Source organism: Leucobacter sp. L43 (genome assembly GCF_016597785.1).
Classification (GTDB): Bacteria; Actinomycetota; Actinomycetes; order Actinomycetales; family Microbacteriaceae; genus Leucobacter; species Leucobacter alluvii.
Genome location: NZ_JAENJG010000001.1, coordinates 1,340,043 through 1,366,985, shown reverse-complemented (window position 1 = coordinate 1,366,985; position 26,943 = coordinate 1,340,043). Strand labels below are relative to the sequence as shown.

At 68.8% G+C, this 26,943-nt stretch carries 24 protein-coding genes; 18 read left to right on the top strand and 6 right to left on the bottom strand.

Annotated elements, in window-relative coordinates:
- Nucleotides 1-124 precede the first annotated feature (124 nt).
- From JE033_RS06360 to JE033_RS06290, 15 genes are all read left to right on the top strand, one after another.
- A complete protein-coding gene (locus JE033_RS06360) occupies nucleotides 125-1,180 on the top strand; it encodes an ABC transporter substrate-binding protein (protein ID WP_200330183.1) in 1,056 nt (351 codons plus the stop codon).
- Nucleotides 1,143-2,099, top strand: a complete 957-nt coding sequence (locus JE033_RS06355) for an ABC transporter permease (RefSeq protein ID WP_234037106.1) — start codon at nucleotides 1,143-1,145, stop codon at nucleotides 2,097-2,099. The genes JE033_RS06360 and JE033_RS06355 overlap by 38 nt, the downstream gene beginning before the upstream one ends.
- A complete protein-coding gene (locus tag JE033_RS06350; protein WP_200330181.1) occupies nucleotides 2,096-2,914 on the top strand; it encodes an ABC transporter permease in 819 nt (272 codons plus the stop codon). Before JE033_RS06355 ends, JE033_RS06350 begins: the two co-directional genes overlap by 4 nt.
- A complete protein-coding gene (locus JE033_RS06345) occupies nucleotides 2,911-4,041 on the top strand; it encodes an ABC transporter ATP-binding protein (protein ID WP_200330179.1) in 1,131 nt (376 codons plus the stop codon). The genes JE033_RS06350 and JE033_RS06345 overlap by 4 nt, the downstream gene beginning before the upstream one ends.
- The gene (locus JE033_RS06340; RefSeq protein WP_200330177.1) at nucleotides 3,996-4,397 is read left to right on the top strand and encodes a cupin domain-containing protein; all 402 of its coding nucleotides are present in this window, start codon (nucleotides 3,996-3,998) and stop codon (nucleotides 4,395-4,397) included. Before JE033_RS06345 ends, JE033_RS06340 begins: the two co-directional genes overlap by 46 nt.
- Nucleotides 4,398-4,443: 46 nt before the next feature.
- Nucleotides 4,444-5,568 (top strand): hypothetical protein, encoded by a 1,125-nt coding sequence (locus JE033_RS06335; RefSeq protein ID WP_200330175.1) that lies wholly within the window; start codon nucleotides 4,444-4,446, stop codon nucleotides 5,566-5,568.
- Between the two features lie 95 nt (nucleotides 5,569-5,663).
- Entirely contained in the window at nucleotides 5,664-6,242 is a 579-nt protein-coding gene (locus JE033_RS06330) for a cupin domain-containing protein (RefSeq protein ID WP_090146569.1), read from the top strand.
- Nucleotides 6,243-6,291: 49 nt separating this feature from the next.
- Nucleotides 6,292-7,410 carry an ABC transporter substrate-binding protein gene (locus JE033_RS06325; RefSeq protein ID WP_090146571.1) on the top strand — a complete coding sequence of 373 codons (1,119 nt, stop codon included), beginning with the start codon at nucleotides 6,292-6,294 and terminating at the stop codon, nucleotides 7,408-7,410.
- An 11-nt stretch (nucleotides 7,411-7,421) separates the two neighbouring features.
- Nucleotides 7,422-8,303, top strand: a complete 882-nt coding sequence (locus JE033_RS06320; protein ID WP_090146573.1) for an ABC transporter permease — start codon at nucleotides 7,422-7,424, stop codon at nucleotides 8,301-8,303.
- A complete protein-coding gene (locus tag JE033_RS06315; RefSeq protein ID WP_200330173.1) occupies nucleotides 8,303-9,109 on the top strand; it encodes an ABC transporter permease in 807 nt (268 codons plus the stop codon). Before JE033_RS06320 ends, JE033_RS06315 begins: the two co-directional genes overlap by 1 nt.
- Entirely contained in the window at nucleotides 9,093-10,109 is a 1,017-nt protein-coding gene (locus tag JE033_RS06310; RefSeq protein ID WP_090146577.1) for an ABC transporter ATP-binding protein, read from the top strand. The genes JE033_RS06315 and JE033_RS06310 overlap by 17 nt, the downstream gene beginning before the upstream one ends.
- 67 nt (nucleotides 10,110-10,176) lie before the next feature.
- Entirely contained in the window at nucleotides 10,177-11,547 is a 1,371-nt protein-coding gene (locus tag JE033_RS06305; protein WP_200330171.1) for an FAD-binding oxidoreductase, read from the top strand.
- 26 nt (nucleotides 11,548-11,573) lie between these two features.
- The gene (locus JE033_RS06300; protein WP_090146581.1) at nucleotides 11,574-11,936 is read left to right on the top strand and encodes a cupin domain-containing protein; all 363 of its coding nucleotides are present in this window, start codon (nucleotides 11,574-11,576) and stop codon (nucleotides 11,934-11,936) included.
- A 4-nt stretch (nucleotides 11,937-11,940) separates the two neighbouring features.
- Nucleotides 11,941-13,146: an FAD-binding oxidoreductase gene (locus JE033_RS06295; protein ID WP_200330169.1), complete on the top strand. Its 1,206-nt coding sequence runs from the start codon at nucleotides 11,941-11,943 to the stop codon at nucleotides 13,144-13,146.
- Between the two features lie 68 nt (nucleotides 13,147-13,214).
- Nucleotides 13,215-14,828, top strand: coding sequence for an amidohydrolase (locus JE033_RS06290; RefSeq protein ID WP_200330167.1), 1,614 nt, complete (start codon nucleotides 13,215-13,217; stop codon nucleotides 14,826-14,828).
- 108 nt (nucleotides 14,829-14,936) lie between these two features.
- On the opposite strand, the gene JE033_RS06285 is transcribed toward JE033_RS06290, so the two are convergent.
- The 3 genes from JE033_RS06285 to JE033_RS06275 form a co-directional block, all read right to left on the bottom strand.
- Nucleotides 14,937-16,238: an NAD(P)/FAD-dependent oxidoreductase gene (locus JE033_RS06285; protein WP_200330165.1), complete on the bottom strand. Its 1,302-nt coding sequence runs from the start codon at nucleotides 16,236-16,238 to the stop codon at nucleotides 14,937-14,939.
- Between the two features lie 168 nt (nucleotides 16,239-16,406).
- Nucleotides 16,407-17,216, bottom strand: a complete 810-nt coding sequence (locus JE033_RS06280; protein WP_090146589.1) for a purine-nucleoside phosphorylase — start codon at nucleotides 17,214-17,216, stop codon at nucleotides 16,407-16,409.
- 44 nt (nucleotides 17,217-17,260) lie between these two features.
- Nucleotides 17,261-20,071, bottom strand: coding sequence for an aminotransferase class I/II-fold pyridoxal phosphate-dependent enzyme (locus tag JE033_RS06275; RefSeq protein ID WP_200330163.1), 2,811 nt, complete (start codon nucleotides 20,069-20,071; stop codon nucleotides 17,261-17,263).
- Nucleotides 20,072-20,293: 222 nt separating this feature from the next.
- On the opposite strand from JE033_RS06275, the gene JE033_RS06270 reads away from it, so the two are divergent.
- Genes JE033_RS06270 through JE033_RS06260 form a run of 3 tightly spaced genes read left to right on the top strand, consistent with a single transcriptional unit; the run spans nucleotide 20,294 to nucleotide 22,667 of the window.
- Complete coding sequence (locus JE033_RS06270; RefSeq protein WP_090146592.1) at nucleotides 20,294-20,779, top strand: SIP domain-containing protein; 486 nt, start codon at nucleotides 20,294-20,296, stop codon at nucleotides 20,777-20,779.
- 49 nt (nucleotides 20,780-20,828) lie between these two features.
- Nucleotides 20,829-22,268 carry an NAD(P)H-quinone dehydrogenase gene (locus JE033_RS06265; protein ID WP_090146593.1) on the top strand — a complete coding sequence of 480 codons (1,440 nt, stop codon included), beginning with the start codon at nucleotides 20,829-20,831 and terminating at the stop codon, nucleotides 22,266-22,268.
- A 12-nt stretch (nucleotides 22,269-22,280) separates the two neighbouring features.
- Complete coding sequence (locus JE033_RS06260; RefSeq protein WP_200330161.1) at nucleotides 22,281-22,667, top strand: cupredoxin domain-containing protein; 387 nt, start codon at nucleotides 22,281-22,283, stop codon at nucleotides 22,665-22,667.
- A gap of 16 nt (nucleotides 22,668-22,683) precedes the next feature.
- Here the strand turns inward: JE033_RS06260 and JE033_RS06255 are convergent, their stop codons facing one another.
- From JE033_RS06255 to JE033_RS06245, 3 genes are read right to left on the bottom strand one after another with little or no spacing between them, the layout of a single operon-like run.
- On the bottom strand, nucleotides 22,684-24,177 hold the full coding sequence (locus JE033_RS06255) for an amidase (RefSeq protein WP_200330159.1): 1,494 nt from the start codon (nucleotides 24,175-24,177) through the stop codon (nucleotides 22,684-22,686).
- 17 nt (nucleotides 24,178-24,194) lie between these two features.
- Nucleotides 24,195-25,481, bottom strand: coding sequence for a M20 family metallo-hydrolase (locus tag JE033_RS06250; RefSeq protein WP_200330157.1), 1,287 nt, complete (start codon nucleotides 25,479-25,481; stop codon nucleotides 24,195-24,197).
- Nucleotides 25,478-26,908 carry an MFS transporter gene (locus JE033_RS06245; protein ID WP_090146597.1) on the bottom strand — a complete coding sequence of 477 codons (1,431 nt, stop codon included), beginning with the start codon at nucleotides 26,906-26,908 and terminating at the stop codon, nucleotides 25,478-25,480. The genes JE033_RS06250 and JE033_RS06245 overlap by 4 nt, the downstream gene beginning before the upstream one ends.
- Nucleotides 26,909-26,943 lie beyond the last annotated feature (35 nt).

Below are 26,943 nucleotides of genomic sequence, written 5' to 3'. Positions count from 1 at the left end.
TGCCGATCGACCACTCGGGCGACCGCCGTAGTTCACCCTATTCGGCAGATTCCGGGGTGCCTTGCGAAAATCCAATAATGCGTTATTATGATAGCGTTCACCCGTTGACGAAGGAGTCACGAAGATGAGTCATTCCACCCGCAGATTGCTGCCTCTCGCCGTCGCTGCCGCTGCCGCGCTTTCCCTTGCAGCCTGTTCATCAGGGGCCTCCTCAGAAGGCGAGAGCGGCTCACTCGTGTTCGCGAGCTACGGAAGCGCGTACCAGGATGCGCAGAACGAGGCATTCCTCACGCCCTGGGCGGAGGAAGCCGGAGTGTCCGTGCAGAACGATGGACCGACGTCGTATCCGAAGGTTCAGCAGATGGTCGAGTCGGGCAACGCGATCTGGGACGTCATCGACAGCGAGCCCTACTTCCCGGTCGCCAACTGCGGCACGCTCGTCGAGGAGATCGATTTCGCCGATATCGACACATCGAACTTCCCCGAAGGTACGTGGTCGGATTGCTCGATCCCGATCGCGCAGTACTCGACGATGATGATCGTGAACACCGATACGTTCAGCGGTGCAGCGGCGCCGAGCACTCCTGCCGACTTCTTCGATCTCGAACGGTTCCCCGGGACGCGCATGGTGCCCGGTTGGGCGGGGGCCGGGGCCCTCGAGTTCGCGCTGCTCGCCGACGGCGTCGCTCCGGAGGACCTGTACCCGCTCGACACGGAGCGGGCGTACGCCAAGCTCGACACGATCCGCGATTCGCTGACGTTCTGGAACACGAGTTCCGAGTCTCAGCAGTCGATGGAGGACGGTTCGGCGGACCTGTGGCTCGCGTGGTCGGGTCGCGGGTACGAGGCGGAGAACAACGACGCGAAGATCGCGCCGGTCTGGGAAGACAACCTCCTCGCATGGGCGAGCTTGAGCATCGTCAAGGGCAGCGAGAACCGAGAGAACGCCCAGAGTTTCATCGAGTATGCTGCGCAGGCCGAGCCGCAGGCCAGGTTCGCGGAACTGCAGCCCTACGCCCCAGCAGATCTGCAGGCCGAACCCGAACTCTCAGAGCTTCAGCAGAAGTGGAATGTGGCTGCCGCAGAGGTGCAGGAGCAATCCGTCATCACCGACGTGCAGTGGTGGGCTGAGAACTCGGCCGATGCAGAAGCCGAATGGACGGCCTGGTCCACCAGCTGATCACCTGCGGCGCCGGCTCGCGACCTTCGCCGGCTTCAGCATCTCCTTCTCGACCTTCGGAGGTCTCATGCGCCCCTCGCGCCTCCTCAGCGGTGTCGCCGTCGTGCCCGCTCTCGCCGTGATAGTCATTTTCTTCCTGCTCCCGATCGGCCTGGTACTCATCCGCTCGTTCACCGAACCGGAGCCCGGATTCGGGCAGTATGCTGCGGCGCTCGCCGACCCGACAACGCTTCGTGTTCTCGGCCGCACCTTCCTCGCGGCGGTACTCGCCGTCGGAGCGTGCATCGCACTCGGGTACCCATTCGCCTACCTCCTCACGCTCGTCGGGCCCACCGCGCGAACACTGCTCATGGTGCTCGTGCTCGTGCCGTTCTGGACCTCGCTCATGGCGCGCACGTTCGCCTGGATCTCGCTGCTGCAGCGCGACGGGCCGGTGTCGGCGGTGCTCGCCTTCTTCGGAGCGGAGAACGTCACACTGCGGGGGACGCTTCCCGGAGTGCTCCTCGCCATCGTGCAGATCCTGCTGCCGTACATGATTCTCACGCTCTACACCGCGCTCGCGGCCATCGACCGGCGGCAACTGCAGGCCGCGCAGAGTCTCGGAGCGAACCGGTATCGCGCGTTCTGGCAGGTGTATCTCCCGCAATCGCTTCCCGGGCTCTTCGCCGCGAGCTCGCTCGTCTTCATCCTCGCGCTCGGCTTCTACATCACTCCACAGCTCATCGGAAGCCCGAAGGAAGCCATGATCGCGCAGGTCATCGGGCAGCGTGTCGAGAAGATCGTGGACTTCGCCGGGGCTGGCGCCCTGTCGGGAATCCTGCTGCTCGCGACGATCGGGCTGTTCTGCATCGTGATCCTCGCGGTCGCACCGCTGCGCCGTTCCGTCGCCCAGATGGCCACCGGGGGTGATGCGCGATGAATGAAGCGACTCGGATCCGGCTCCCGCTCCGATTGTGGGCTGGCGTGGCGGCACTGTTGCTCGTGGCGCCGACGCTTGTCGTCGTGCCGCTCTCGTTCACCGGCAAGCGCAGCTTCGCGTTCCCGATCGAGGGATGGTCGTTGCAGTGGTACGAGCGGTTCTTCTCCGACCAGCGCTGGCTGGACTCGCTGGGGACGAGCCTCCTCCTTGCGTTCGTCGTCGGCATCATCGCCACGGTGCTGGGCACCCTCGCATCGATCGGGTTGCGCGGGCTGCGAGCGCGGCTCGCTGCGACGGCGCAGGTGGCGATGATGCTGCCGATTCTCGTCCCCGGTATCGTCGCGGCGATCGCGATCTTCGGGCTCTACCTGCGCTGGGGACTGAGTGGCTCGCCCCTGGGCATCGTGCTCGCCCACATCGCGCTCGCGATCCCGTTCGTGCTGATCCCCGTCGGCACCGCTCTGCGCGGCCTCGACGAGACGCTCGTTCGCGCTGCCGCCGTGCTGGGGGCCGGGCCGCTGGCTCGATTCGTGCAGGTGCAGCTCCCGATCCTGCTTCCCGGAATCGTGACGGGCTTCATCTTCGCGTTCGTCACCAGCCTCGACGAAGTGGTCGTCGCGTACTTCCTGCAGTCGCCGTCGGTGCGCACGCTCCCGGTGCAGATGTACAGCTCGGTGACGGTGGAGACGGATCCGAGCATCGCTGCGGCATCGACGCTGCTGCTCGTGCTCTCCACGCTGATCATTCTCATTCCCCGGCTGGTGCAGATCGCCCAAGAGCGGCGCACCGCGAAACGACTTGGAGTCGCCGCATGACCGCACCCCGCACCCCCGGCGCCGCATTGCGGCTGAGCGGGCTCTCGAAACGATACGCCGGTACCGCCGCGGTCGACCGCGTCGACCTCGATGTCGCCTCGGGCGAGTTCATCACCCTGCTCGGTCCCAGTGGTTCCGGGAAGACGACGACGCTCTCGATGATCGCCGGGTTCACCGCGCCGAGTGACGGCAGCGTCGTGTGCGACGGCGATGAGATCACCGCGGTTCCCCCGCATCGCCGTGGGCTCGGCATGGTGTTTCAGAACTACTCCCTCTTCCCGCACCTGAACGTGCGCGAGAACGTGGAGTTCCCGCTGCGGCAGAGGGGCGTGGCGAAGCCGCAACGCGTGAAGCGTGCACTCGCGGCTCTCGAACTCGTGGAACTGGGTGCCCGCGCGAATGCCAAACCCGGAGAGTTGAGCGGGGGGCAGCAGCAGCGCGTCGCGCTCGCACGGGCGCTGGTCTTCGAGCCGCGCCTGCTGCTCATGGACGAGCCGTTCGGAGCGCTCGACCGGGCACTGCGGGAGCGCCTGCAGATCGAGCTGCGCCGGCTCCACCGCGAACTCGGGATCACCGTGGTGTTCGTCACTCATGACCAGGAGGAGGCGCTCACGCTCTCCGACCGGATCGCGGTCTTCAATCAGGGTCGGATCGAGCAGGTGGGCACGCCCGAAGAGCTGTATGCGCAGCCGGAGACCTTGTTCGTCTCGCAATTCATCGGAGAATCGAACGCGATCCGCGGTGATGTCTCTGACGGCGTGTTCTTCGGCCCCGACGGTATTCGCGCTCCCGCGCCGGCGACGGCCGACGGGAGTGCGATCGCGATCATCCGACCCGAACGCATCGCGATCAACGGCACCCCCTCCGCGGCCGCGTGCGCGCTCGCCGGATCCGTGACCGACCTGACGTTCCTCGGGGCGCAACGTCGAATGGAAATCGCCACCGCAGCCGGCCCGCTCATCGTCAGGACGGGGGTGGAGTCCGGCGCGCCCGGTATCGGCGGCGATGTGACCTTGTCGTGGTCGCCGGAGCACGCCGCCGTCTTTTCCGACCCCTCCCACCACGCAGAGAAGAGCAATCCATGGACCGAAACCCTCGCCCCGTCCACGTCCGACTCGCCGATGTGACCCCGGTCGATGCAGAGATCGCCCCGACTCGCGTCAGGATCGCGCGGATCATCACCCGGGCCGGGCATCAGAGCGAACTCACCCAGGGGGTGTGCTGGATGGACCCGGGGGAGGAGACGAACCGATGGTCGAGTCGAGAGCACCATGATCCAGATGCCGGTGACCACTGGTACGGCCCCGTCGACGAGACCTATTACATCGTTCGCGGGAGGCTGCAGCTGACCTGGGACGAAGGAGTGTTCGATCTCGGTCCCGACGACACCGTCTACTTGGCCCCCGGGTGGACCTATCACCTGAAGAACACCGGTGATGAGCCCGCGTTCTTCGTCTACAACATGACGCCGGCGCAGGAGTAGCGCCCGGATGCCGAACACTGTTGCCGCCGCTGAGGAGCTGAGACCAATGAAAACTGCAGAACCGCTCGCGCTGCACTTCGACGCACGCGTACTCGATCACGACACGGGTACCGCGGTGCACGAGACGGCCGAGAATCCGTGGTTCGCCGCGCACGAGCCCCACACCGAGGGGCGGTTGCGCATCGAACGCATGCACGATGTCCTCGAGCGCGGACCCGCCGCAGACGCGGTCCGTTTCGCTCCTGGCCGCCTCGCCGAGGAGGACGAACTCGCGCGCGTGCACGATGCCGACTACATTCGCGAGGTGCGCCGGTTCGCCGAGAGCGGTGGCGGATGGGTCACTGCGACGACCCGACTTGGAGCGGGCTCCTACGATCCGCTGCGTGCGGCGGCCGGAACCGCCCTCGCGGCGGCGGAGACGGTGCTGAGTGGTGCAGCCCCCATGGCCTACGCGCTCACTCGTCCGCCGGGGCACCATGCGCAGCGCGCGCAAGCAGACGGCTACTGCTTCTTCAACGGCGCCGCGCTCGCCGCTGACGCGGCCCGCAGAGCCGGGGCGGCGCGCGTGCTAGTGCTCGACTGGGACGTGCATCATGGCAACGGAACGCAGGACATCTTCTTCGAACGGGACGACGTGCTCACCGTGAGCATGCACATGGATCACGGAGCATGGGGTGCGAGTCACCCGCAGACTGGACGGCTCGAGGAGCGGGGTGCGGGAGCGGGGCTCGGGTTCAACCAGAACGTCCCGCTCCCCCTCGGCGCTGGAAACACCGCGTACCTCCGCGCCTTCGACGAGGTGATCGCTCCGATTGCGCAGTGGCTCGGCCCCGAGATGATCGTGTGCGCCAGCGGTCAGGATGCGAGCGCATACGATCCGAATGGGCGGCACAACGTGTCGATGCCCGGCTTCTACGGCATCGGCGCTCGCGTGCGAGCGCTCGCCGAGCAATACACCGATGGCCGTGCGATCCTCGTGCAAGAGGGCGGGTACAACCCGTCGTACGCGCCGTACTGTCTGCTGGCCACGATCGAGGGGTTGCTGGGCCGCGCGGCCACTGCTGACCCGCTCGCGTATGTGCCTGATCAGCTCCTCGGTCTCGACGAGCGTTTCGCTGAGATTTCCGAGCGGAACCGTGCGGCGAGGGAGGTGAGTGCTCCGCGCACTTGAATGATGCGACTCCTCTCTGTACTGTGTAACCGAAGTTACTGAACACTTTGTTCAGTATCCGCACTCGTGCGGTACAGCGGTTCGAGGAGGAACCCATGTCGGCAGATGATGCGCTGGAACTCGGACGCCGGGTGGCCGCGCTTCGCGAGGTGCGCGGCATGAGCCTGCGCGCGCTCGCCGCAGCCGCGGGCGTGAGCTCGAGTTTCTTGAGCCAGCTCGAGAACGCCCGCACGAATGCGAGCGTCGCATCGCTGCGCAAGATCGCCGTCGCGCTCGGCGTCTCGCCCGCGCAGCTGCTCGACGACAAGCTCGTGCACACGAGGGGCGTGCTCCGCGCTGCCGATCGGCCGACGCTGCCACTCGAGGGGGCCGACAAGTACGTGCTGTCCCTGCCGCCGCTGCGCAATCTCGAGGTGTACGCCGGGCACTTCGAGCCCGGAGGCTCGACCGGATCCGATCTCTACACGCACGGGCAATCGCAGGAGATGCTCGTCGTGACGATGGGCGAGATCATGCTCCAGCTCGGCGACGACCGTTACACGCTGCGCACCGACGACTCGATCGAGTTCCTGAGCTCGGTGCCGCACCGAGTGGCGAACGAATCGGACGCACCCGCGAGCGTGATGTGGATCAACAGCCCGCCGACCCCGGTCGAAGACGTCCACGTCGGTTGATCGAACCCGCCATCGCATCATGTTTGACCATCAATGGAGAGGACGCATCATGAAGAGACGAACCGCCCGCACACTGACGTCGGGCCTGGCACTCCTGGGGGCCGGAGCGCTGCTCGCCGGCTGCTCGGCAGCAGGACCCGCCGCGGAGATCGACCTGGGCAGCGGCCCGGCGGAAGCCGGTGTCGTGAAGGAGGGCGCGCTCGACGGACTGAACCTCACCTTCGTCTCCTGGGGCGGCGTGTTCCAGGAGGGCCAGATGGAGGCCATCGGCACGCCGTTCGCCGAGGAGTCGGGCGCGAATGTGCTCGAGGACGGGCCCACCGAGTACGCGAAGGTGAAGGCGCAGGTCGACAACAACGCTGTGACGTGGGACGTCGTCGACACCGACATCATCTGGGCGCAGAAGCAGTGCGGTGAAGACGGCCTGCTGATGGACATCGACACGTCGATCGTCGACACCTCCCACGTGCCGGAGGGCCTGGTCGGCGACTGCTACGTTCCGGCGATGCAGTACGGCTACGTCATCCTCTACAACGCCGACGCATACCCGACGGCACCGACCGGGTGGAAGGACTTCTTCGACACCGAGGCGTTCCCCGGCAAGCGCGCCATCGCGGGCTTCGAGGATGTCGGACCCGGAGTCTACGAGGGCGCACTGCTCGCCGACGGCGTCGCGGCCGACGAGCTGTACCCGCTCGACATGGACCGGGCGTACGACCGGATCGACACGATCCGCGACGATCTCATCTACTGGAAGACCGGAGCCGAGTCGCAGCAGATGATCGAGTCCGGTGAAGCCGACATGGCGCTCGTCTGGTCGGGTCGCGGCTACGCGGCCGTCGAGAACGGCGCGAACTACAAGCCGATCTGGAACGAGTCGCTGCAGATCGTCGAGGCGCTCGGCGTGCCGAAGGGCGCGGCGAACCCCGACGCTGCGATGGCCTTCCTCAACTACTACCTGGGCAAGGAGCAGCAGGAGAAGCTCACCGAGCTCACCTCCTACTCGCCCGTCCACGATGAGGCGCAGCCCGCGCTCGACGAACTCGGACAGGAGTTCCTCGTCACCGACCCCGCGATCGCCGACCAGATGGTCCCGACCGACGCGGCCTGGTGGGCGGAGAACTACGACGCGGAGCTCGAGCGCTGGATGGCGTGGCTGCAGGGATGAGCTGATACCCCGTGACCACCACGAATCTCCCCGTGGTGCGCGCCGCGAACACCTCGCGGCGCGCACCCGCCCGGGCGCTCCTGCTCCTGCTCCCCGCCTACGCCCTGCTCGTCGGAGTCTTCGCGTATCCGGTGTTCGAGAGCATGTGGCGCAGCGTCACTGAGCCCGAGCTCGGCTTCGGCAACTACACCTGGGCGTTGCAGAACCCCCAGAACCTCGAGATCCTCGGCCGCACGTTCGGCAACGCGTTCCTCGCGACCGTCATCTGCCTGCTGCTCGCGTATCCGTACGCCTTCCTGATGACGGTGGTCGGGCCGCGCGCCCGCGTCGTACTCGTCGTCATCTCGCTGATTCCGTTCTGGACGTCGCTGATGATCCGCACGTTCGCGTGGATCGTGCTGCTGCAGGATTCGGGCGTCGTGAACTCGTTCTTCGAGTTCCTGGGTCTCGGGCCCTTCCAGCTGCTCCGGAGCAACACGGGCGTGCTGATCGGCTTGAGCCAGGTGCTGATGCCATTCATGGTGCTGCCGCTCTACGCGGTCATGAGCGGGATCGACGGCAGGCTCGTCACCGCAGCGCGCTCACTGGGCGCCCGCCCGTCGATCGCCTTCCTCCGGGTCTTCCTGCCGCTCTCGATCCCGGGTATCGCCGCGGGTTCGCTCATGGTGTTCATCCAGTCGCTCGGGTTCTACGTCACCCCGGCCCTGCTCGGCTCGCCGTCCGACAGCATGCTCGCGCAAGCCATCTACGCGCAGGTGAGCAGCCTGCTCGAATGGGGCAGAGGCGGTGCGCTCGGCGTGATCCTGCTGGTCGCGACGTTCCTCCTCCTCGCGATCGTGGGACTCATCGTGCGCTCAGCACGCCGTAAAGGCCTTGCCGTGGAGGTGTTCTGATGATCAAGATCCACCCTGTCACCCGCGTGGTGCTCTGGGCGTTCAGCGTGCTCGTCGCATTCTGGCTCATCGCGCCCACCCTGGTCGTGATTCCACTGAGCTTCACGGGCAAGGCGTCCTTCGCCTTCCCCCCGGAGACGTGGTCGCTGCAGTGGTACGAGTCGTTCTTCTCGAACCGCGCCTGGACTTCCGCGCTCTCGAACTCGCTGCTCGTCGGTCTGCTGGTCGCGCTGCTCGCAACCGTGCTCGGCCTCCTCGCGGCTCTCGGGCTGCGGGCGCTGACGAACAAGCGGCTGTCGACGACGCTTCGCATCGGTCTGCTCGCGCCCATGGTCGTGCCCGGCATCGTCGTCGCCATCGGCATCTACGCCGTCTTCTTGAAGCTCGGGCTCGTCGGCACGGTCGTCGGGTTCGTGCTCGCCCACACGGTGCTCGCGCTGCCGTTCACCGTCATCGCGATCACCGCTGGTTTTGCCGGCTTCGACGATCGACTCGAACTGGCTGCGCTCAGCCTCGGCGCGAGCCGGCTGAAGACCTTCCTCACGGTGACGCTGCCGAACATCATCCCCGGCATTGTCTCGGGGGCGCTCTTCGCGTTCGTGACGTCGTTCGACGAGGTCGTGCTCTCGCTGTTCATCAAGAGTCCGTACCTCAACACCCTCCCTGTGCTCATGTACGCGAGTGTCACTCGCGATACCGACCCGACGCTCGCCGCAGCCGCGACCGTCATTCTCGTGTTCACCACCGTGCTCGTCATCGGCGCGCTGGTGCTGACCGGAAGGAAAAATCGTGCCCGACGAGCGTAACCAGCGCGGTGCCGAGATCCTGCTCGCAGGGGTCTCGAAGCACTATCCGAAGTCCATCGCCCTCGACGACGTCTCGCTCAGAGTCGAGGCCGGCGAGTTCATGACCTTCCTCGGCCCGTCGGGATCCGGGAAGACGACGACCCTCAACCTCATCGCCGGGTTCACCGATCTCACCGAGGGCTACGTCGAGATCGACGGTCGCCGCATGGACGATGTGCCGGTGCACAAGCGGGGACTCGGCATCGTGTTCCAGCACTACGCGCTCTTCCCGCACCTCTCCGTGCTCGACAACGTGCTCTTCCCGCTCAAGCAGCGCAAGGTTGCTCGGGCCGATGCGGCCGAGCGCGCTCGAGCGGCGCTCGTCACCGCCGGTCTCGAGGGGTATGAGGATCGCCATCCCAAGGAGCTCTCGGGAGGTCAGCAGCAGCGCGTCGCACTCGCGCGAGCGCTCGTCTTCGAACCGAAAGTGCTCCTGCTCGACGAGCCGCTCGGCGCGCTCGACAAGCAGTTGCGGGAGCGCCTCCAGCTCGAACTGCGCCGCGTGCACCGCGAGGTCGGGCGCACCTTCGTCTTCGTCACCCACGACCAGGAGGAGGCGCTCACCCTCTCCGATCGCATCGCCGTGTTCAACGAGGGGCGGATCGAGCAGGTCGGCACGTCCGAGGATCTGTACGAGCGCCCGGCGTCGCTCTTCGTCGCCGGGTTCATCGGCGAATCCACGAAGGTCGTGAGCGACGATGGGCGGAACATCACCGTGGTGCGCCCCGAGCACGGCGAGCTCCACGCGACGCCCGACGGCGCGAGCGCGGGTCACCCGACGGTGCCCGTCACCGTGCGCCAGGCGATCTACCTGGGGTCCGGCTGGAAGTACGAGGTCGTGCTGCCCGACGGCTCGACCGGTGTCGTCCGCGGCACGCGAGGGCTCGACTGGCTGCACGGAGAGAACGAGTCGGCCTGGCTGAGCTGGAACCCGGGAGCGGCCTCGGTCTTCGCCGTCTGACACGCCCGCGGCCGCGGCCGCCACATCACGCACCCCATCGCCCGACGAGGCAGAAAGACCGATATTCATGATCAACGGCAACGTTTCCCACTGGTGGCAGCAGATCGGCGCACCGACGCCGCGAGCGGAACTCCCCGGCAACCTGACCGCCGACGTCGCGATCGTCGGGGCCGGGTACACCGGCCTGTGGACCGCGTACTACCTGAAGCAGCAGCGTCCGGAGCTCCGTGTCGTGGTCGTCGAGCAGCGGCACGCCGGCTACGGCGCATCCGGTCGCAACGGCGGTTGGCTCACGAACTCCATCACCGGGGGCCGGGAGCAGTACGAGAAGACCCACGGCCGTGACGCCGTCGAGCGCTTCCAGCGCGCGATGAACGAGACGGTCGACGAGGTGATCCGTGTGACGGAGGCCGAGGGGATCGACGCCGACATCAAGCGGGGCGGCGAGTTCGGGGTCGCCTACACCCCGGCGCAGGAGGCTCGGATGCGGGCGTTCGCCGCGTCCGAGCAGCGCTGGAAGCACACTGATCTCGAGCTCCTGGAACGGTCGGAGGCGCAGGCCAAGATCAACGTCGCCCACACGCTGGGAGCCGTCTGGCATCCCCACGCGGCCCGTATCCAGCCCGCCAAGCTCGTCGCCGGTCTCGCGGCCGCCGCAGAGCGCCTCGGTGTGGAGATCTACGAGCGCACCCGCGTCGTCGAGATCGCTCCGCACCGGGTGCACACGACGCACGGCACGGTCTCCGCGGAATACGTGGTGCGCGCGACCGAGGGCTTCACTGCGAACCTCAAGGGCCTGCACCGGCTCTGGCTGCCCATGAATTCGTCGCTGATCGCGACCGAACCGCTCAGCGCCGAGGTCTGGGACGAGTTGCGCTGGAACCAGGGCGAGGTGCTCGGCGATTTCGCGCACGTCTACATGTACGCCCAGCGCACCGCAGACGACCGCATCGCGATCGGCGGGCGCGGGGTGCCGTATCAGTACGGGTCGAAGACCGACACGGATGGCCGCACGCCCGAGGTGACGGTGGAGACGCTCAGCGAGATCCTGCACCGCTTCTTCCCGCTGACGCGCGGGGCGGCGATCGACCACGTGTGGTCGGGGGTTCTGGGGGTGCCGCGCGACTGGGCGGCCACGGTCGGGCTCGACCGCTCGACGGGGATCGCCTGGGGCGGCGGCTACGTCGGCACCGGAGTCACCTCGACGAACCTCGCGGGGCGCACGATCGCCGACCTGATTCTCGGCAACGACAGCGAGATCACGGGGCTTCCGTGGGTCAATCACCGCGTGCGCAAGTGGGAGCCGGAGCCGTTGCGCTGGCTCGCGACCAAGGGGCTGTACGCGGCGTACGGACTCGCCGACCGCTCGGAACTCGCAGGCCGCAAGCAGACCTCGCCCATCGCCCACATCGCCGACGTCGTCACCGGCCGGCACTGACGCAGCACACGTTTGGAGCATCATCCATGAGCACCACCAGCACTGTCCGCACGTACTCAGCGCACGGCACCGACGCGCTCGTGCTCGGCCCGCACGGACCGAAACCGACCGCGCTCACGCCCGGCCAGACCGAGGCCTCGACGGAGGTCTGGGACGACGGGCGCATCTCGACCGGACTGTGGGAGTGCACCGTCGGTGATTTCACCGCCGAGCGACTCGGGTACACCGAGATCTGCACCATCCTCTCGGGTCGCGTGACCATCGACGTCGCAGGCCACGAGCCGGAGGAATTCGGGCCGGGCGACGTCATGGTGATGCCGTCTGGCTGGGTCGGGGTGTGGCGCGTGCACGAGCCGTTGCGCAAGCACTTCACGACGATCGCGGACTGACCGGATGGCGACGCGCACGGGTCGCAGATCCGCGATCGTGGTCGGGGCGGGGGCCTGGGGGCTCCCCGCGGCGCTCGACCTGCAGGATCGCGGGTGGGACGTCACCCTCGTCGAGCGCTTCGAGCCGGGCGGCCCGTCGGCGTCGAACGGCGGCAGCACGCGGCTGTGGCGCCTCGCAGACACGCAGCCGTGGCGCGCTCGGTCGCTGCGGGGCACGCTCGACGCCATGGACCGCCTGAGCGAACGGTTGAAGGAACCCGTGTACCGCCGCACCGGTCTGCTGTGGCGAGATGACGCCTCACTGCCGGCCGTGGCCGAGTCGCTCACCGCGATCGGCGAACCCGTGGAACGCATCTCGGCCGACCGCGTCGGAGAGGCGTTCGCCGGTCTGCGATCCGATGGACGAGACGCGCTCTACGTCGAGCAGGCGGGCGTCGTGCACATCCATCGTCTGCTCCAGCGCGGCCTCGAAGCGTTCATCGAGGCCGGGGGCGCCTACCTGCCGCACACCCGCGTCACGGCGATCGAGCCCGGAGACGCCTCGGCCACGGTGCGGTTCGAGCGCGGAGAACGCCGCTCCGCTGATCAAGTGCTCGTCGCAGCCGGGCCGGGAACAGCCGAACTGCTGCCCGGGCTCGGCATCGCGCTGCCGCTCACGCCCTACATCGAGCAGGTCGTCTATGTGGGCGACCCAGTTGGCGCGCCGCCCGCTCCCGACCTTCCGGGTCTCGTCGACTGCCCGCCGGAGACCCCCGCGGAGCACGGGCCCGACTCGGCAGGCGTCTACGCGATGCCGAACGGCGCCTCCGGCTACAAGATCGGGCTCGACCGGCCCTTGCGCCCGCTTGCGGGAGGGACGCTGGGCGAAGATCTCGATCGGCGCCCAGACCCCGCCCGCACCGAGACGATCCGAGCACGGGTCGCACGCGATCTCACGTCCATCGTGCCCCAGGTGCTCGGAACCCAGGTGTGCACCTGGACTGACTCGGGAGACGGAGACTTCATCATCGGCCGCATCCACCCGTCCGTCGTGCTCGCCTGCGGCGATTCCGGCGAGGGGTTCAAGTACGCTGCGTTCATGGGGGAGTACCTCGCGGCACTCGTAGCCGGCGAACCGACGGACGCGGAATTCGACCGGCACTGGGATCCCGCACGGTTCGGCACGGCGACTGCGCCGCGCCGGCACTACAGCCCGATCGGCAGGCACTGACCGCTCTGCCGGCGCATCGCCAGCCACACCACCCATCGACCGCAACCGAGAACGGAGCACGGAGCACTATGGAGCATTCAGGAGGCGACCTCGCGCTGATCGGCGCGACCCTGCGCAGCAACACCGGAGAGGCCAGCGACGCGACCGCGATCCTCATCCGCGCCGGCCGCATCGAACTCGTCGGCACCGACGCCGAGATCGCCGATGCCGCCGCGCAGTTCGCGATACCGACCCGCGATCTCGGCGGTGCCACCGTGACGCCCGGCCTGTTCGACTCGCACACCCATCCGCACTGGGCGGCATCGGTGACCGCCGGGCTCGATCTCGGCGGACTCGAGACGATCGACGAGCTGCGCGCTGCGCTCGCCGCTGAGCACGCGCGTCTCCCGGAGGACGCCTGGCTGCGGGGCTGGAACCTCGAGTACGAGGCCTTCGAGCACACCGGGCTGCGCGGCGATCTGCTCGCCGACGCCGCGCCCGGACGACCGGTCGCGCTCATCTGCTACGACTTGCACACCGGGCTCGCGACCGCCCCCGCGCTCGCCGCGGCGGGCATCACGGGTTCCCGGGACTTCGAGGACGCGAGTGAGATCGTCGTCGACGAAGCCGGGGTTCCGACCGGGGAGCTGCGCGAGCCGACGGCCTACAATCTCGTGTTCGATGCCGCGCCGCAGCCGTCGCACGACGATGCGCGAGACGGCCTGCGCGACATGTTCCGTCGGCTCGCGGCCGTGGGGCTCACCGGCGGCGCGATCATGGACGGCAAGGATGCCACGGTCGACCTGCTCGAAGAGCTCGAGGAGCGGGGCGAGCTGGATCACCGCCTGACGGTGCACCACTGGCACGCCGTCGGCGACACCGACGCCGACGTGGCGCGCGTCATCTCGGAGAAGGATCGCGCCGGCCGCCTCTGGCAGACCGGTGCCATCAAGCTCTTCAGCGACGGCGTCATCGATACGGGGACCGCGTGGCTGCACGAGCCCGACTCGTGCGGCGACGGGCGCGCCGCGTTCTGGCCGTCGTGGGAGCGCTACGGCGACGTCGTGCGCGCCTATCACGACGCCGGCATGCTCATCGCGACGCACGCCGTCGGCGACTTCGCCGTCAGCCGTGTGCTCGACGTGTACGCCGCGCTGCCGGCGCGTGACGGCCTGCCGTTCCACTCCATCGAGCATCTCGAAGTGCTCTCCGACGGGGACGTCGAGCAACTGCGCGGCAGCGGGGTGACCGCCTCGATGCAGCCGCTGCACATGCAGTGGCGATCCTCCGACCACAGCGACACGTGGGCGAAGCGGTTGGGCGAGGATCGGAGCCACACCGGGTACCGCGTGCGCGATGTGCTCGACGCGGGGGCGAGACTCGTGCTGGGTTCCGACTGGCCCGTGGCGCAGTACGACCCGCGCGTCGGCATGGCGTGGGCGCGCGGCCGGCACACCCCGGGCGACGCCTCGGCGAACGTGTTCGAGCCGTCGCAGCGGCTGTCCGGCGAGGAAGCGCTCCTCGCGTACACGCTCTGGCCGGCGCAGGCGAGAGGTCATGCCGACCGCGGCGTCATCGCCATCGGCGCCGTCGGCGATCTCACGGTGTGGGGCGCCGATCCGGTCGCGACCGATGCCGACGCGCTGCCCGAGGTGCCGATCGTGCTGACCGTCGTCGACGGCCGGATCGTGCACGAGGGGTAGCCTCCTCCGCACACCGTGCGAGCCGGGTCACTCTTCGTGCGTGTCGCCTCCATGACACGCACGAAGAATGACCCCGCTGCGGTTTTCGGGGTGCTGCGGGCGTCGGGGCTAGGCGAGATCCGCCTGGATGCGCCTCGACTCACGCAAGCCGCTCTCGATCGCGCCGTCGACGAAGCCGCCCCACAGATTCGCGTTGTCGGTCGTCGCGAAGTGCACGGCGCCGTGCGGTCGCTGCAACTCGATGAGATCCCGGGTGAGCTGCTTCGGGCGATGCGTCATCCACGTGTTCTGCGAGAGCGGATCGGCCATCCAGTCGTGCCCGGTCGCGCCGGTCACCTCGATGCCTGGCCGCAAGACGTCGACGGCGGCCTGCACGGCGGCGACGTCGTCGAGGTCGAGGCGCGTGTGATCCGGGCCGAATCCCACGAGCAGCGTGTAGTCGCCGTCTGCGTCTGCGCCGTAGTACTCGGCTTTGAGTACCGAGAGCGGGTCGTGCTGACTCGCGTACGCGAAGAACCGCGTGACGTGGCCACGTGCCCTGATCCACGCCTTCGTGCCCTGCGAAGCGACGCGCTCTGCCGAGAGCCGCTGCCACGCATCGGGCAGCGGTGGGCGGAAATCGATCGTCGAGATGGCATTCGCCGGAAGCGTGGAGACGAGGCGACGAGCGCGGATCCGCGAGCCGTCCACCAGCTCGACGCTCGCCCCGTCGGCATCGCTCTCCACCGCGGCAACTGTGGCGCCGAACCGGATCTCGCCGCGGACGTCCGCCGCGATGGCGGCCGTGAATGCGCTCATGCCGCCGACGACGCGGTAGGTCGCCGACGCCTCATGCATGAGCTGCCAGTGCCCGCCCGTGGCTGCGACCCAGCGCAGAGCGCTCGACAGGCCCACCTGATCGAGCGGGGCGTTGACGTGCCCGACCCACACCGATTCGTTCGCCGCCCGTGCCTCCGGCGTGAGGTCGAGGGAGTCGATGCGATCCTGCACCGTGAGGCTGTCGAGCTGCGCGATGCGGCCCGTCGTCGGATCGACGCCGCGCGGGATCGCCTCTCGCGCATCGTCGATGATGCCCTGCTGCCCATCGTCGATGAGTGCCATGAACTCGGCGATGGAGCCCGTTCGGGAGACGCCGTCGGCGCCGAGCCAGAACGCCTCCTCGGCGCTGGGGCTGCGCTCGATGTCGCGCCCGTAGCGGGTCATCTCGGCCCACGTGTGCGGCTGCACCCAGTGCACCCAGGTGCCGCCGAGCTCGAGATCGTGCCCGAAGCGGTGATCCGTCCAGGTGCGCCCGCCCACGCGATCACGTGCCTCGAGCACCACCACGCTGAGCCCGGCGGCGCTCAGCTCTCTTGCCGCGATCAGCCCCGCGAACCCCGCTCCGATGACGACGACGTCGACCGACTCCATGCGCTCCTCCTCGAGTGCTCGTTGCCCCGATCCTAGCGGCGCTCGAGCTGCCGCGGCCTCATGCGAGCGGGGTCACTCTTCGTGCGTGTCGCGCGTCCGACACGCACGAAGAGTGACCCCGCTGAAGTGAGTGGCCGCCCGCTGAGCTGCGCGCAGCGGGCGGCGCGCCTACAGCTCCGCGACGACGCGTGTGAGCAGATCGGCGAGACGGGGCTCGGCGGCCCTGCCCTCGGCGAGCACCTCGGCGTGGCTCAGCGGATCCCCCATGCCGGCGGCCGGGTTCGTGATGAGCGAGAACCCGAGCACCTGCATCCCAGCCTCGCGGGCGGCGATCGCCTCGAGCGCGGTCGACATGCCGACGATCTGACCGCCGATCGTGCGCAGGTAGTGGATCTCGGCCGGCGTCTCGTAGTGCGGCCCTGGCAGCTGCACGTACACCCCCTGCTGCAGGCCCGGCTCGACGGACCGGGCGATGTCTCGCAAGCGCGACGCGTAGAGGTCGGTGAGGTCGACGAAGTTCGCGCCCTCGATGGGGGAGACGGCGGTGAGGTTGAGGTGGTCGCTGATGAGGACGGGCTCGCCCGCGCGGAACGCGGGATCGACGCCGCCGGCGCCGTTGGTCAGGATCATGATCTCGGCCCCCGCCGCGGCCGCGGTGCGGACTCCGTGCACGACGGTGCGGACGCCGCGCCCCTCGTAGTAGTGGGTGCGCGCACCGATGATCAGGGCGTGCTTGCCGCTCGCGAGCCGGACGGACCGGAGCGTGCCCGAGTGGCCGGGCACGCCGGAGACGTGGAAGCCGGGCACCTCCTCCGCGGGCACGACCGCGACGGTCTCCCCGATCACATCGGCGGCTTTGCCCCACCCGCTGCCGAGGGTCAGGGCGATGTCGTGCCGTTCCACGCCGGTCAACCGGGCGATGGCGGAGGCGGCTTCAGCGGCCAGGGCGGCGGGGGTGTCGGACGTTGCGGCGCTCATGCGCTCCAGCTTAGAGCGCCCGAGCACTCGGCCGCCGACGTCGTTCACGCTTCCGGGCGGAGGACGCGGTACCCGCGGCGGGCGTCGTAGCCGTGGATCTCACGCGTGTCGAGCACGGCCATGAAATCGAGCACCTCGGCCGAGATGACCTGACCTGGGACGAGCACGGGAAAGCCGGGCGGGTACGGCGTGACGAATCCGGCCGAGACGGGCTGCTCGCCTCGCCCGACCCGCTCGGCGAGCTCGGCGGGGGAGACGTGCTCGACGGCACCGCGCTGCTGCCCCCGGAAGAACGCTGCGCGCATGTCGCCGTCGGGCAGCACCCCGTCGGTGGCGTAGCGCTGCGAGAACGCGCTGAAATCGGGCAGCGGCGGCATCAGCGTCTCTTCGGTGACGAGAACGTCAGGATCCTCCTGCGCCCTGGCCTCTTCGAAGCGCTCGGCGAGCTTCACGAGCACTTCGATGAGGTAGGCGATCGCGCTGCGGGAGGTGCCGATGTTCGTCATGAACAGCACCGTGTTGCGGCTCGTCTTGTTGACCTGGATGCCGTATCGGTCCATGAGGTGCTCGTGCTTGAAGGTGTCGCCATCGACGCCGGTGCGGCTGATCTCGATGGTGATGCGCGACGGATCGACGACGAACTCGTCGGTCGCCCATGCCTGCCACATCGATGCGAGCCCGTCGCGCAGCGGCATCGGGCGCCCGGCATCGCGGTTGGCTGCTGGCACGAGGTCGTGCGCGGTGAGCACCCGGAAGGTGCGGCGGAGCAGCGGGTGCCGAGCGATCGCCTGAGACAGGCTGGTCGCGAGATCGAGCTGGCGCTGCACGAGCTCGAACCCTTCGAGCTCCACCTGCCGACGCCCGATGTCGAGCGATGCGAGGATCTGATAGTTCGGCGACGTCGACGTGTGCGTCATGTACGCCTCGTGGAACGCCTCCTCGGCGTCGCGCACCCAGTCCTGGTCGTAGACGTGGATCATCGATCCCTGCCGGAGGGCGGTCAGCGTCTTGTGCGTCGACTGCGTCGCGTACACGCGGATGCGCGCGTCGGGCGCGGGGATCAGGCGCTCCGCGAGCCAGACGTCGTCGGCGGCGGGGGCGCCGGGGGTCTCGCCGCCCGAGGGGAACAGCCGTTCCCGCTGGGCGCGATATGCGGCGGCGTGCGCCGAGGTGCCGAGCTGCTGCTCGAGGCGTTTCGCTGCCGCCATCGCGGTGCGCCGCCGGGTCACGGGGTGGAACGCTGCGAAGGCGAACCAGGCCTCGTCCCACAGGAACACGAGATCGGGTTTGATCGCGAGGCATTCGGCCATCACGCGCTCGGGGTCGTACACGATGCCGTCGAAGGTGCAGTTGGTGAGCGTGATCATGCGGACCTCGTCGAGGCGGCCCTGGGCGCGGTAGTCGAGCAGGAGCTGCTTGATCCGGTCGATGGGCACCGCGCCGTAGAAGGCGAAATCGTTCAGGGGGTAGGCCTCGAGATATGCGGGGCGCGCGCCGGTCAGCATCACGGCGTGGTGGTGCGACTTGTGGCAGTTGCGGTCCACGAGCACGACGTCGTTCGGGGCCATGAGGGCCTGGTGCACGATCTTGTTCGCGGTCGAGGTGCCGTTCGTCACGAAGAAAGTGTGCTTCGCCCCGTACGCGCGGGCGGCGAGGTCCTGCGCCTTCTTGATCGCGCCGGTCGGGGCGAGCAGCGAGTCGAGTCCGCCCGACGTGGCCGACGTCTCGGCGAGCAGCAGGTTCAGGCCGTAGAAGTCCGCGAGGTCGCGGATCCACTTCGACCCGACGACCGAGCCGCCGCGGGCGACGGGCAGGGCGTGGAAGACGCCGACGGGGCGCCGTGCGTGGTCCTGGATGGCCGAGAAGAACGGGGTGTCGTAGAGGTGGGAGACGCGCCGCAGCAGCGTCAGATGGAGTTCGAGCTGATCCTCCCGCCGAAACACGCGGCGGAAGCGCCGGGTGAGCGCGCCGGCGAGATCCTCGATGTGCGCTCCGGCGATCAGGTAGAGGTCGAGTTCGGGGCGGATCGCGGCGAGCGTATCGGCGAGACCCAGCACGCGCTGCACCGAGGCGAGCGAGCTCCGCGCCGGCGCGGCGCCCGGCACGACCTCGGCGCGGGCGAGGCGGATCGCCTCCTGCAGATCTCGGCTCAGCTTCTGCCGGGTGTGCTCGCTGAACCCGGGGCGCACGACGCAGGCGAGGATGTTCGGGTTGGTGAGCACGGCCGCGACGGCGTCGTCGGCAGAGGGCACGACGACGTAGTCGTAGACGAAGTCGTCGGCCGGGCCGCGCAGGCGCAGTGCCTCCGTGCGCAGACCGTCTCGATCCTGGGTCGTCGTCTCATCGACGACGAGCACCTCGAACCGCGGCCTCGGGTCGGAGTCGATGGTGAATTCTGCGCGCTCCTGCTCGTCGAGGAACTCGTCGCGGGGCTCGTCGGGCACGGTGTCGTGCCGCAGCCGGTTCACCACGCGTCCGATGCGGTCGAGCGCCGTGCGGTAGTCCCCGGCTTCGAGCAGTTCCCCGATCGCCGCGACGTAGCGTTGACCGAACCCCGCCCAGTAGAGCTCGATCGTTTCGAGTGCGCGCAGGTTGCGGTGCACCTCCCCGTCGGCGGCGAGTGCGTCGGCGGTGTCGGATTCTGTGGCGAGCCGTTTCACTGCGAAGCGGAGGTACTCCCACGCGTCGCTCCGCAACCGCCACGACGATGCCGGCATCCCCGGGTCTCGTTCGAGGGCGGCGGGGGCGTAGGCGGTGCGCGAGCGGAGCGTCGGAATCGGGATGCCGCCTCCGATCGAATCCTTGCCCGTGATGCCGTCGAACGCGGTTGCTGGGGAGGAATCGATCCTCGTCATGTGTGGCGGTCCTTCCAACTTCATCGTATGGTGACGGCGCGTGCGCATGCGGCGGATGTGATCCCTTCGCGCGTGCAGGCTCGCAACTGTCGATCCTAAACGAACGCTCATGCGCGGTCGGCCACGTGACTCGCGATGACCACCGCCGGGTGCGCTCGTCGCGGGGCGTCGAATTCGCTGTGAGATCTTCCGATCAAGGTTAGGACGACCTAAGATGAAGACGTGAACATCTCCGAACCATTCGATTTCCCCGAGGCGGTCTCGGTCGTCGATCCCGAGGGCATCGACTGCGTACTGGCAGCGGGGGATGCATCTGACCTGCCGCAGCTCGGCGAGTGGCTGCGCGGCCTTCCCGAGACGGCGTACGGGCGCGTGTTCGTCGAGGTCTTCTCCGAGATCCAGATCGAGGATCTCCCGGCGCCGCCGAACGTCGGCGTGACCTGGTTGTGCCGCGAGCAGCGCGAGCAGAGCACCCGGCCCGGTCTCGGCCGACGACGCGGCGAGGCGCTCGCGGGCGCGGTGGATGCCTGGTTCGACGAGTGGCTGTGGGCCGATGGAGAGGCCGTGCGCAACATCCAGCTGTGGATGGGCGCCCGCACGAGCTCCGTCATGCAGACCTACTGGATGGGACTGGATCGGCGGCTCGAGAAGCGCTGGCCCGGCTACTGCGAGCGCGAATGCCGTTCGGAGTGCCAGCGCGGCGAGTAGCCCCGGTTGATCGGCGGCCCCGTGCCGCGCGGCTGCGTAGACTTGCACTATGGCGAAAGCGAATGAACGTAAGCATCGGATCGCGATAGTCGGCGGAGGCCCCGGGGGCTATGAAGCGGCACTCGCCGGAGCCCAGCTCGGGGCGGAAGTGATCCTGATCGAGCGAGCCGGTGTCGGCGGAGCTGCGGTGCTCACCGATGTCGTCCCGTCGAAGAGCCTCATCGCCACCGCGAGCGCGGCGCAGAGCGTGCGCGACTCCGGCAAGCTCGGCGTGCAGGCGTTCGTCCCCGGTGGCGACGGAAAGCCGGTCCGCCCTGAGATCGCCGTCAATCTCGCGGCGGTCAACAAGCGTCTCCTCGCCATGGCCGGGGCGCAATCAGTCGACATGCTGCGCTCGCTCGAAGACGCCGGCGTGCGCGTGGTGCAGGGCGAGGGGCGTCTCGACGGCCCGAACGCCGTCGTGATCTCGACGGCTGCGGGCGGGGGCGGCACTGATTTCGATCGCATCGAGGCCGACACCATCGTCGTCTCCGTCGGCTCGAGCCCGCGCGAACTCGATTCGGCGAAGCCGGACGGCGAGCGCATTCTGACGTGGAAGCAGCTCTACGATCTGCCGAGCGTGCCCGAGCACCTCGTCGTGGTCGGCTCGGGTGTGACCGGCGCCGAGTTCGCGAACGCCTACCGCACCCTCGGTTCGGAGGTGACGCTCGTCTCGAGCCGCGATCAGGTGCTTCCCGGCGAGGACCGCGACGCCGCGGGCGTGATCGAGCGCGAGTTCACCCGGCTGGGCATGCAGGTGATGTCGAAGTCGCGCGCCACCTCCGTCACCCGCACCGAGAACGGCGTGCTCGTCGAACTCGAAGACGGGCGCACCATCGAGGCGACGCACTGCCTCATGGCGGTCGGCTCGATCCCGAACACTGCGGGTCTCGGCCTCGCCGAGGCTGGCGTCTCGTTGACCGACAGCGGCCACATCCGCGTGAACAAGGTCGCGCGCACGAACGTGCCCTCGATCTACGCGGCAGGCGACTGCACCGACTTCTTCCCGCTCGCGTCGGTCGCGTCGATGCAGGGTCGTACGGCGATCATGCACGCGCTGGGCGACTTCGTGCGCCCGATCGATCTGCGCAACGTCGCCGCGAACGTCTTCACCTATCCCGAGATCGCGACGGTCGGGTGGAACGAGAATTCGCTCGCCGAGGCATCCGATGTCGCGAAGGCCATCTCGCACACCATTCCCCTGAGCGTGAACCCGCGGGCGAAGATGATCGGGTTCACCGACGGCTTCGTGAAGCTGTTCGCGTGGAAGGCGTCTGGCACCGTCATCGGCGGGGTGGTCGTCGCTCACCGCGCCAGCGAGCTGATCTTCCCGCTCGCGCTCGCCGTCGAGCACCGGCTCACCGTCGATCAGGTGGCCTCGGCCTTCGCCGTCTACCCGTCGATGACCGGCGCGATCACCGATGCGGCCCGCGCGCTGCACCAGCACTGATCGGGGCGCGCCATGACGCACGATATCTCACGGCGACGCCTGCTGAGCGGGGCCACGGGGGTTCTCGGCGGGGCCGCCGCCGTGCTGCTCGCCGCGTGCGCTCCGGTGGGTTCGCCGGAGCCGGTGGCCTCGGATGACGACGTGCAGGCCGAGGTGACCGTCACGGTCTCCGACAACCGGTACGAGCCGGCCGAGGTCGAGATCGCCCCGGGTCAGGCGGTGCGGTGGGAGTTCGTCGGGCCGAACGAGCACGATGTCGTCGCTGAGGATCGCAGTTTCGTGAGCGAGCTCCTCGTCGAGGGCAGCTACACGCACCAGTTCTCGGAGGAGGGCGAGTACGCCTACCTCTGCTCGATCCACCCCGAGATGCAGGGCGTCGTCCGGGTCGTCGCGCCGTAGGGGCGGGAGCCGGGGGTCACCCGATCGCCCGCGGGTAGGGGGGCATCGTGACGAGCTCCGCGATCGCCGACCCTGCTCGGAACACCGACGCCTCGGCGAATGGGTGGCCGACGATCTGCACGCCGATCGGCACTCCCGACGGCGAGACTCCTGCGGGTACGGAGAGCACGGGCACCCGGTTCGCAATGTTGAACGGGCTGGTGAGGTGCGCCTCCCAGTAGTGCTCGAGGTGCCGGGTGGAGCCATCGCCATCGGGGACGTCGATGCCGTCGAGGTAATCGCCGTCGGCGTCGAGCATCTCCACGGCCTGCGTCGGGGTCAGCAGCACGTCGAGGCCGTCCATGGCTGCGGCGAGTTCGGCCTGCACCGCCGCGTCGAGCGCGAGCGAGTCGGGCAGGCTCACCCCGGCCGCGGCCCGCTCCGCGTCGGCGATGAACCGGCGAGTGTACGCGGCGAGTTGTGATTCGGTACCCGCGGTGAGCTGCGCCATCGCCGGCCCGAGAATGTGGCCGAAGTGAACGAACGCCGTGCGGCGCAACCGTTCGGTGGACCAGGGCAGCGCGACCTCGACGACGTCGGCGCCCGCAGCTTCCAGGGCCCGGGCTGCGCGCAGCGTCTGCACCCGGACCGAGGGAGCGACCGGATAGTCGCCCAGCGTCAGCGAGAGTCCCACGCGCAGCCCGCGGGCGCCCTCGGCGCCCCGGAGTGCTGCGATGAGCTCGCCATCGCCCTGGCGCCCCCAGGAGCCGTGGTCGGCGATGTGGCGGCCGCTCATCACCTCGGCGAGCAACGCAGCGTCGGCCACCGTGCGGGCCATGGGCCCGTCGCCGCGGTACCAATCGGCGGAGAGCGGTGGGATCGCGGGAATGCGGCCGTACGGGGCCTTGTATCCGACGGTGCCCGTGAACCCTGCCGGAATGCGGGTGCTCCCCGCGATGTCGGAGGCAGTGGCGAGCACCGCCATGCCGGCGGCGAGCGCCGCTCCGGCGCCACCAGACGAACCGCCGGGAGTGGCATCGAGGTTCCACGGGTTGCGCGTCACGCCCCACATGGGCGAGTGCGTCGTGGTCGCGCATGAGAACTCGGGCGAGGTCGTGCGACCGTGGATCACGCCTCCCGCGGCGAGGATCCGCTCAACGACGGGGTGGTGCGCGTCGGCGACGGCGCCACGGCACGCTTCGAGGCCCTGCACGAGGGAGCGTCCCGCGATCCCGTGCTTCTCCTTCGTCGCGATGGGAACCCCGAGGAGCGGGGGGAGCGCATCGCCCGGCGCCGCGGCCGCGTACGCCGCGTCAGCCGCTCGCGCCGCCTTCCGCGCGGAGTCGGCGAGCACCTCGGTGAAGGCGTTGACGCCGCCGTGCGTCACGTCGCCGTTCACCTCCTCGATGCGGGCGAGCGTCGCCTCGAGCAGCTCGCTCGGCGTGAGGTCGCCGCTGATGAAGCGTCGCCTGGCGGTGTGCGCGTCGATGTATGCGAGATCGAGATCTCGGCCGAGAGCGGTCGGTGCCATGGTCGTGCTCCGTCCACTCACGCGTTCGCAGGCGCGGAGGCCGGGGCCGCGACGAGCTCCGCCTGCAGCGCTCCGTGCACCAGTCGCCAGCCGACCTCGGCCAGCATTGCGACGCCGTCGATCATGTCTTCGTCCCGGGTGTACTCGCGCTCGCAGTGGCTGACGCCGTCGACCGATGGGATGAAGAGCATCACCGTCGGTGCGATGCGGTTCATCGCGACCGAGTCGTGCCCGGCCATGGTGCGGATGCGGCGGGCGCCGAGCCCGAGTTCGGCGGCGGCGGCTTCGGCGAGTGCCAGGCCGGATTCCGGGTAGTGCTGGTTGTCGCGCACATCGAAGTCGCGGGCGGTGATCCTCAGACCGTAGGCGTCGGCGATATCGGCGATGTCGGCGAGCAGACGGTCGCGTGCGGCGAGCACCACGTCGGCGTCGTCGGCTCGGAGGTCGGCGACCAGGTGCACTCGGCGGGCCACGACGATGGGGGAGTTCGGCTCCAGAGTCAATTGCCCCACCGAGGACACGAGGGTTTCCGGCTCGAAGTGCTCGGTGACCTCGTGCACTTTGGCGATCACCTTCGCGGCCCCCAGCAGCGCATCGTGTCGATCCGCCATGGCAGTCGCACCGGTGTGCGACTGCTCTCCGAGCACTTCGACGTCGAGCTTCTGCGTGTACCAGCTGCGATCCACCGCGCCGATGGGAATGCCGTCGCGCTCGAGAATGCGGCCCTGCTCGATGTGGATCTCCGCGTACGAAGCGATCTCCGGTCGCGCATCGGTGCCGAGGTAGCCGATGCCGGCGAGCGCCTCGCGCACCGACGTGCCCCCCAGATCCCGCACCTCGAGCATCTCGTCTTCGCGCTTGATGCCGGCGAAGACGGAGCTCCCCATGATGGACGGGGCGAAACGTCCGCCTTCTTCGTTGAACCAGTTGACCACGGCGACGTTGTAAGCGGGGCCGGTGGAACCGGCTGCCGGGGAGGCTGCGGCCCGGTCCGCGATCCGCGCCGCTGCGTGCAGGCCGGCGATGACGCCGTACGCGCCGTCGAACCGGCCTCCGAGGGGCTGGGAGTCGAGGTGCGACCCCAGGAGCACGTAGGGCGCTCCGGGGACGAGCTCGACGAGCGCGAACTGGTTGCCGATGCCGTCGACGCGGGTCTCCCAGCCGCGGCGCTCGGCGAAGGCGCGGAACCACTCGCGGGTCTCGCGGTCGGCGGGGGTCGCGGCTTGGCGGTCGACGCCGTTCGCCGGCGTCGCGCCGATCCGGGAAACGGCGTGAAAATCTTCGAGGAACGCGGTGTCGGTCATCGGGCAACTCCTGTCGCGGGCTTCCGCTTCAGCGGGTGGGTTTCGGGAATTCGTGTGAGCACGAGCACGAGGAACACGATGGCGGCGGCAGCCGCCATGTAGATGCCAGGGCTCGCGCCGAAGCCGGTGGTCTCGACCAGCCACGTGCCGATGAACGGCGCGGTGCCGCCGAAGATGGCGTAGCCGACGTTGTAGCTCACGGCCGCCGACGTGAAGCGCGTGCGGGTCGTGAAGATCTCGACGAAGAAGGTGTAGCACCCGCCGCCGTAGACGCAGACGGCGCCGACGAACAGGAACTGGCCGAGAATCGCGAGGGGCAGTGATCCTGACGTCACGAGCATGAACGCAGGCACGGCGATCACGGCGATGATGGCGGCTCCGGCGATCAGCATCGGCTTGCGGCCGACGCGGTCGCCGATGATCCCGCCCACCGGAAGGAGCAGCGCGTAGAGCAGCATCGCAGCGGCATTGGCGAGCAACGAGCTCTCGCGAGAGAGGTCGCCGGCCGTCTGCACGTACGAGACGAAGTAGCCGGAGAGGAAGTAGAACCCCATCGCGGTGAGGCCCATGACCATGATGACCTGGAGCATCTTCAGCCAGTTCTCGCGGAACGCGTCGCGGATGGGAGTCAGTCGTTCCTCGCTCTGCTGCTGCTCGGCCTGCACCTCCTTGAACGCCTCCGACTCGTCCGTGCGCGAGCGGATCCAGAGCCCGAATGCCGCGAGCGGCAGCGCGAGCAGGAACGGCACCCGCCAGCCCCATCCTTCGAACGCGTCGGCCGGCAGGCTCTGCGACAGCGTCAAGATCAGCGCCCCGCCGATGACGGAGGGCAGCGCGGTCGCTGCGAGGGTGATGTTGAGCCACAGCCCGCGGCGATGCTTCGGGGCGTGCTCGAAGACGAACGCTGGCGCACCGACCGATTCGCCGCCCGCCGAGAACCCCTGCAGCAGTCGGCAGAGTACGAGCAGGATCGGCGCGGCGACGCCGATCTGCGCGTAGGTGGGCAGGAGGCCGATGCCGGCGGTGGCGACGCCGATGGTCAGCAGGGTGATGTAGAGCACCGGGCGTCGTCCGTAGCGATCACCGATGGCTCCGAAGAACAGGCCGCCGAGCGGGCGGATGAAGAACGCGACGCCGAAGGCCGCGAACGTCGAGAGCAGGCCGACGGCGGGGTTGTCGCTCGGGAAGAACAGGGTCGCGAGCGTGAGCGCGGACAGGCCGTAGAGACTGAAATCGTAGAACTCGATGAACTGGCCGACGCTGCCGGCGAGCAGCACGCGGAGGCGCTTCTTGTCGAGCTGCCGGCGTTCCGCGACGGGAAGGGGGCCGGTCGGCAGATTGACCGGGTCGGTCGGGGGCAGGGCGGTGGCGTGTTCTGATGCGCGCTCGGTCGCGACGGGGCGGGCTGGGTCGGAATTCAGCGTCATTGCGTCCTCCATGGATGTCCCGGCCGGGTCAGTTC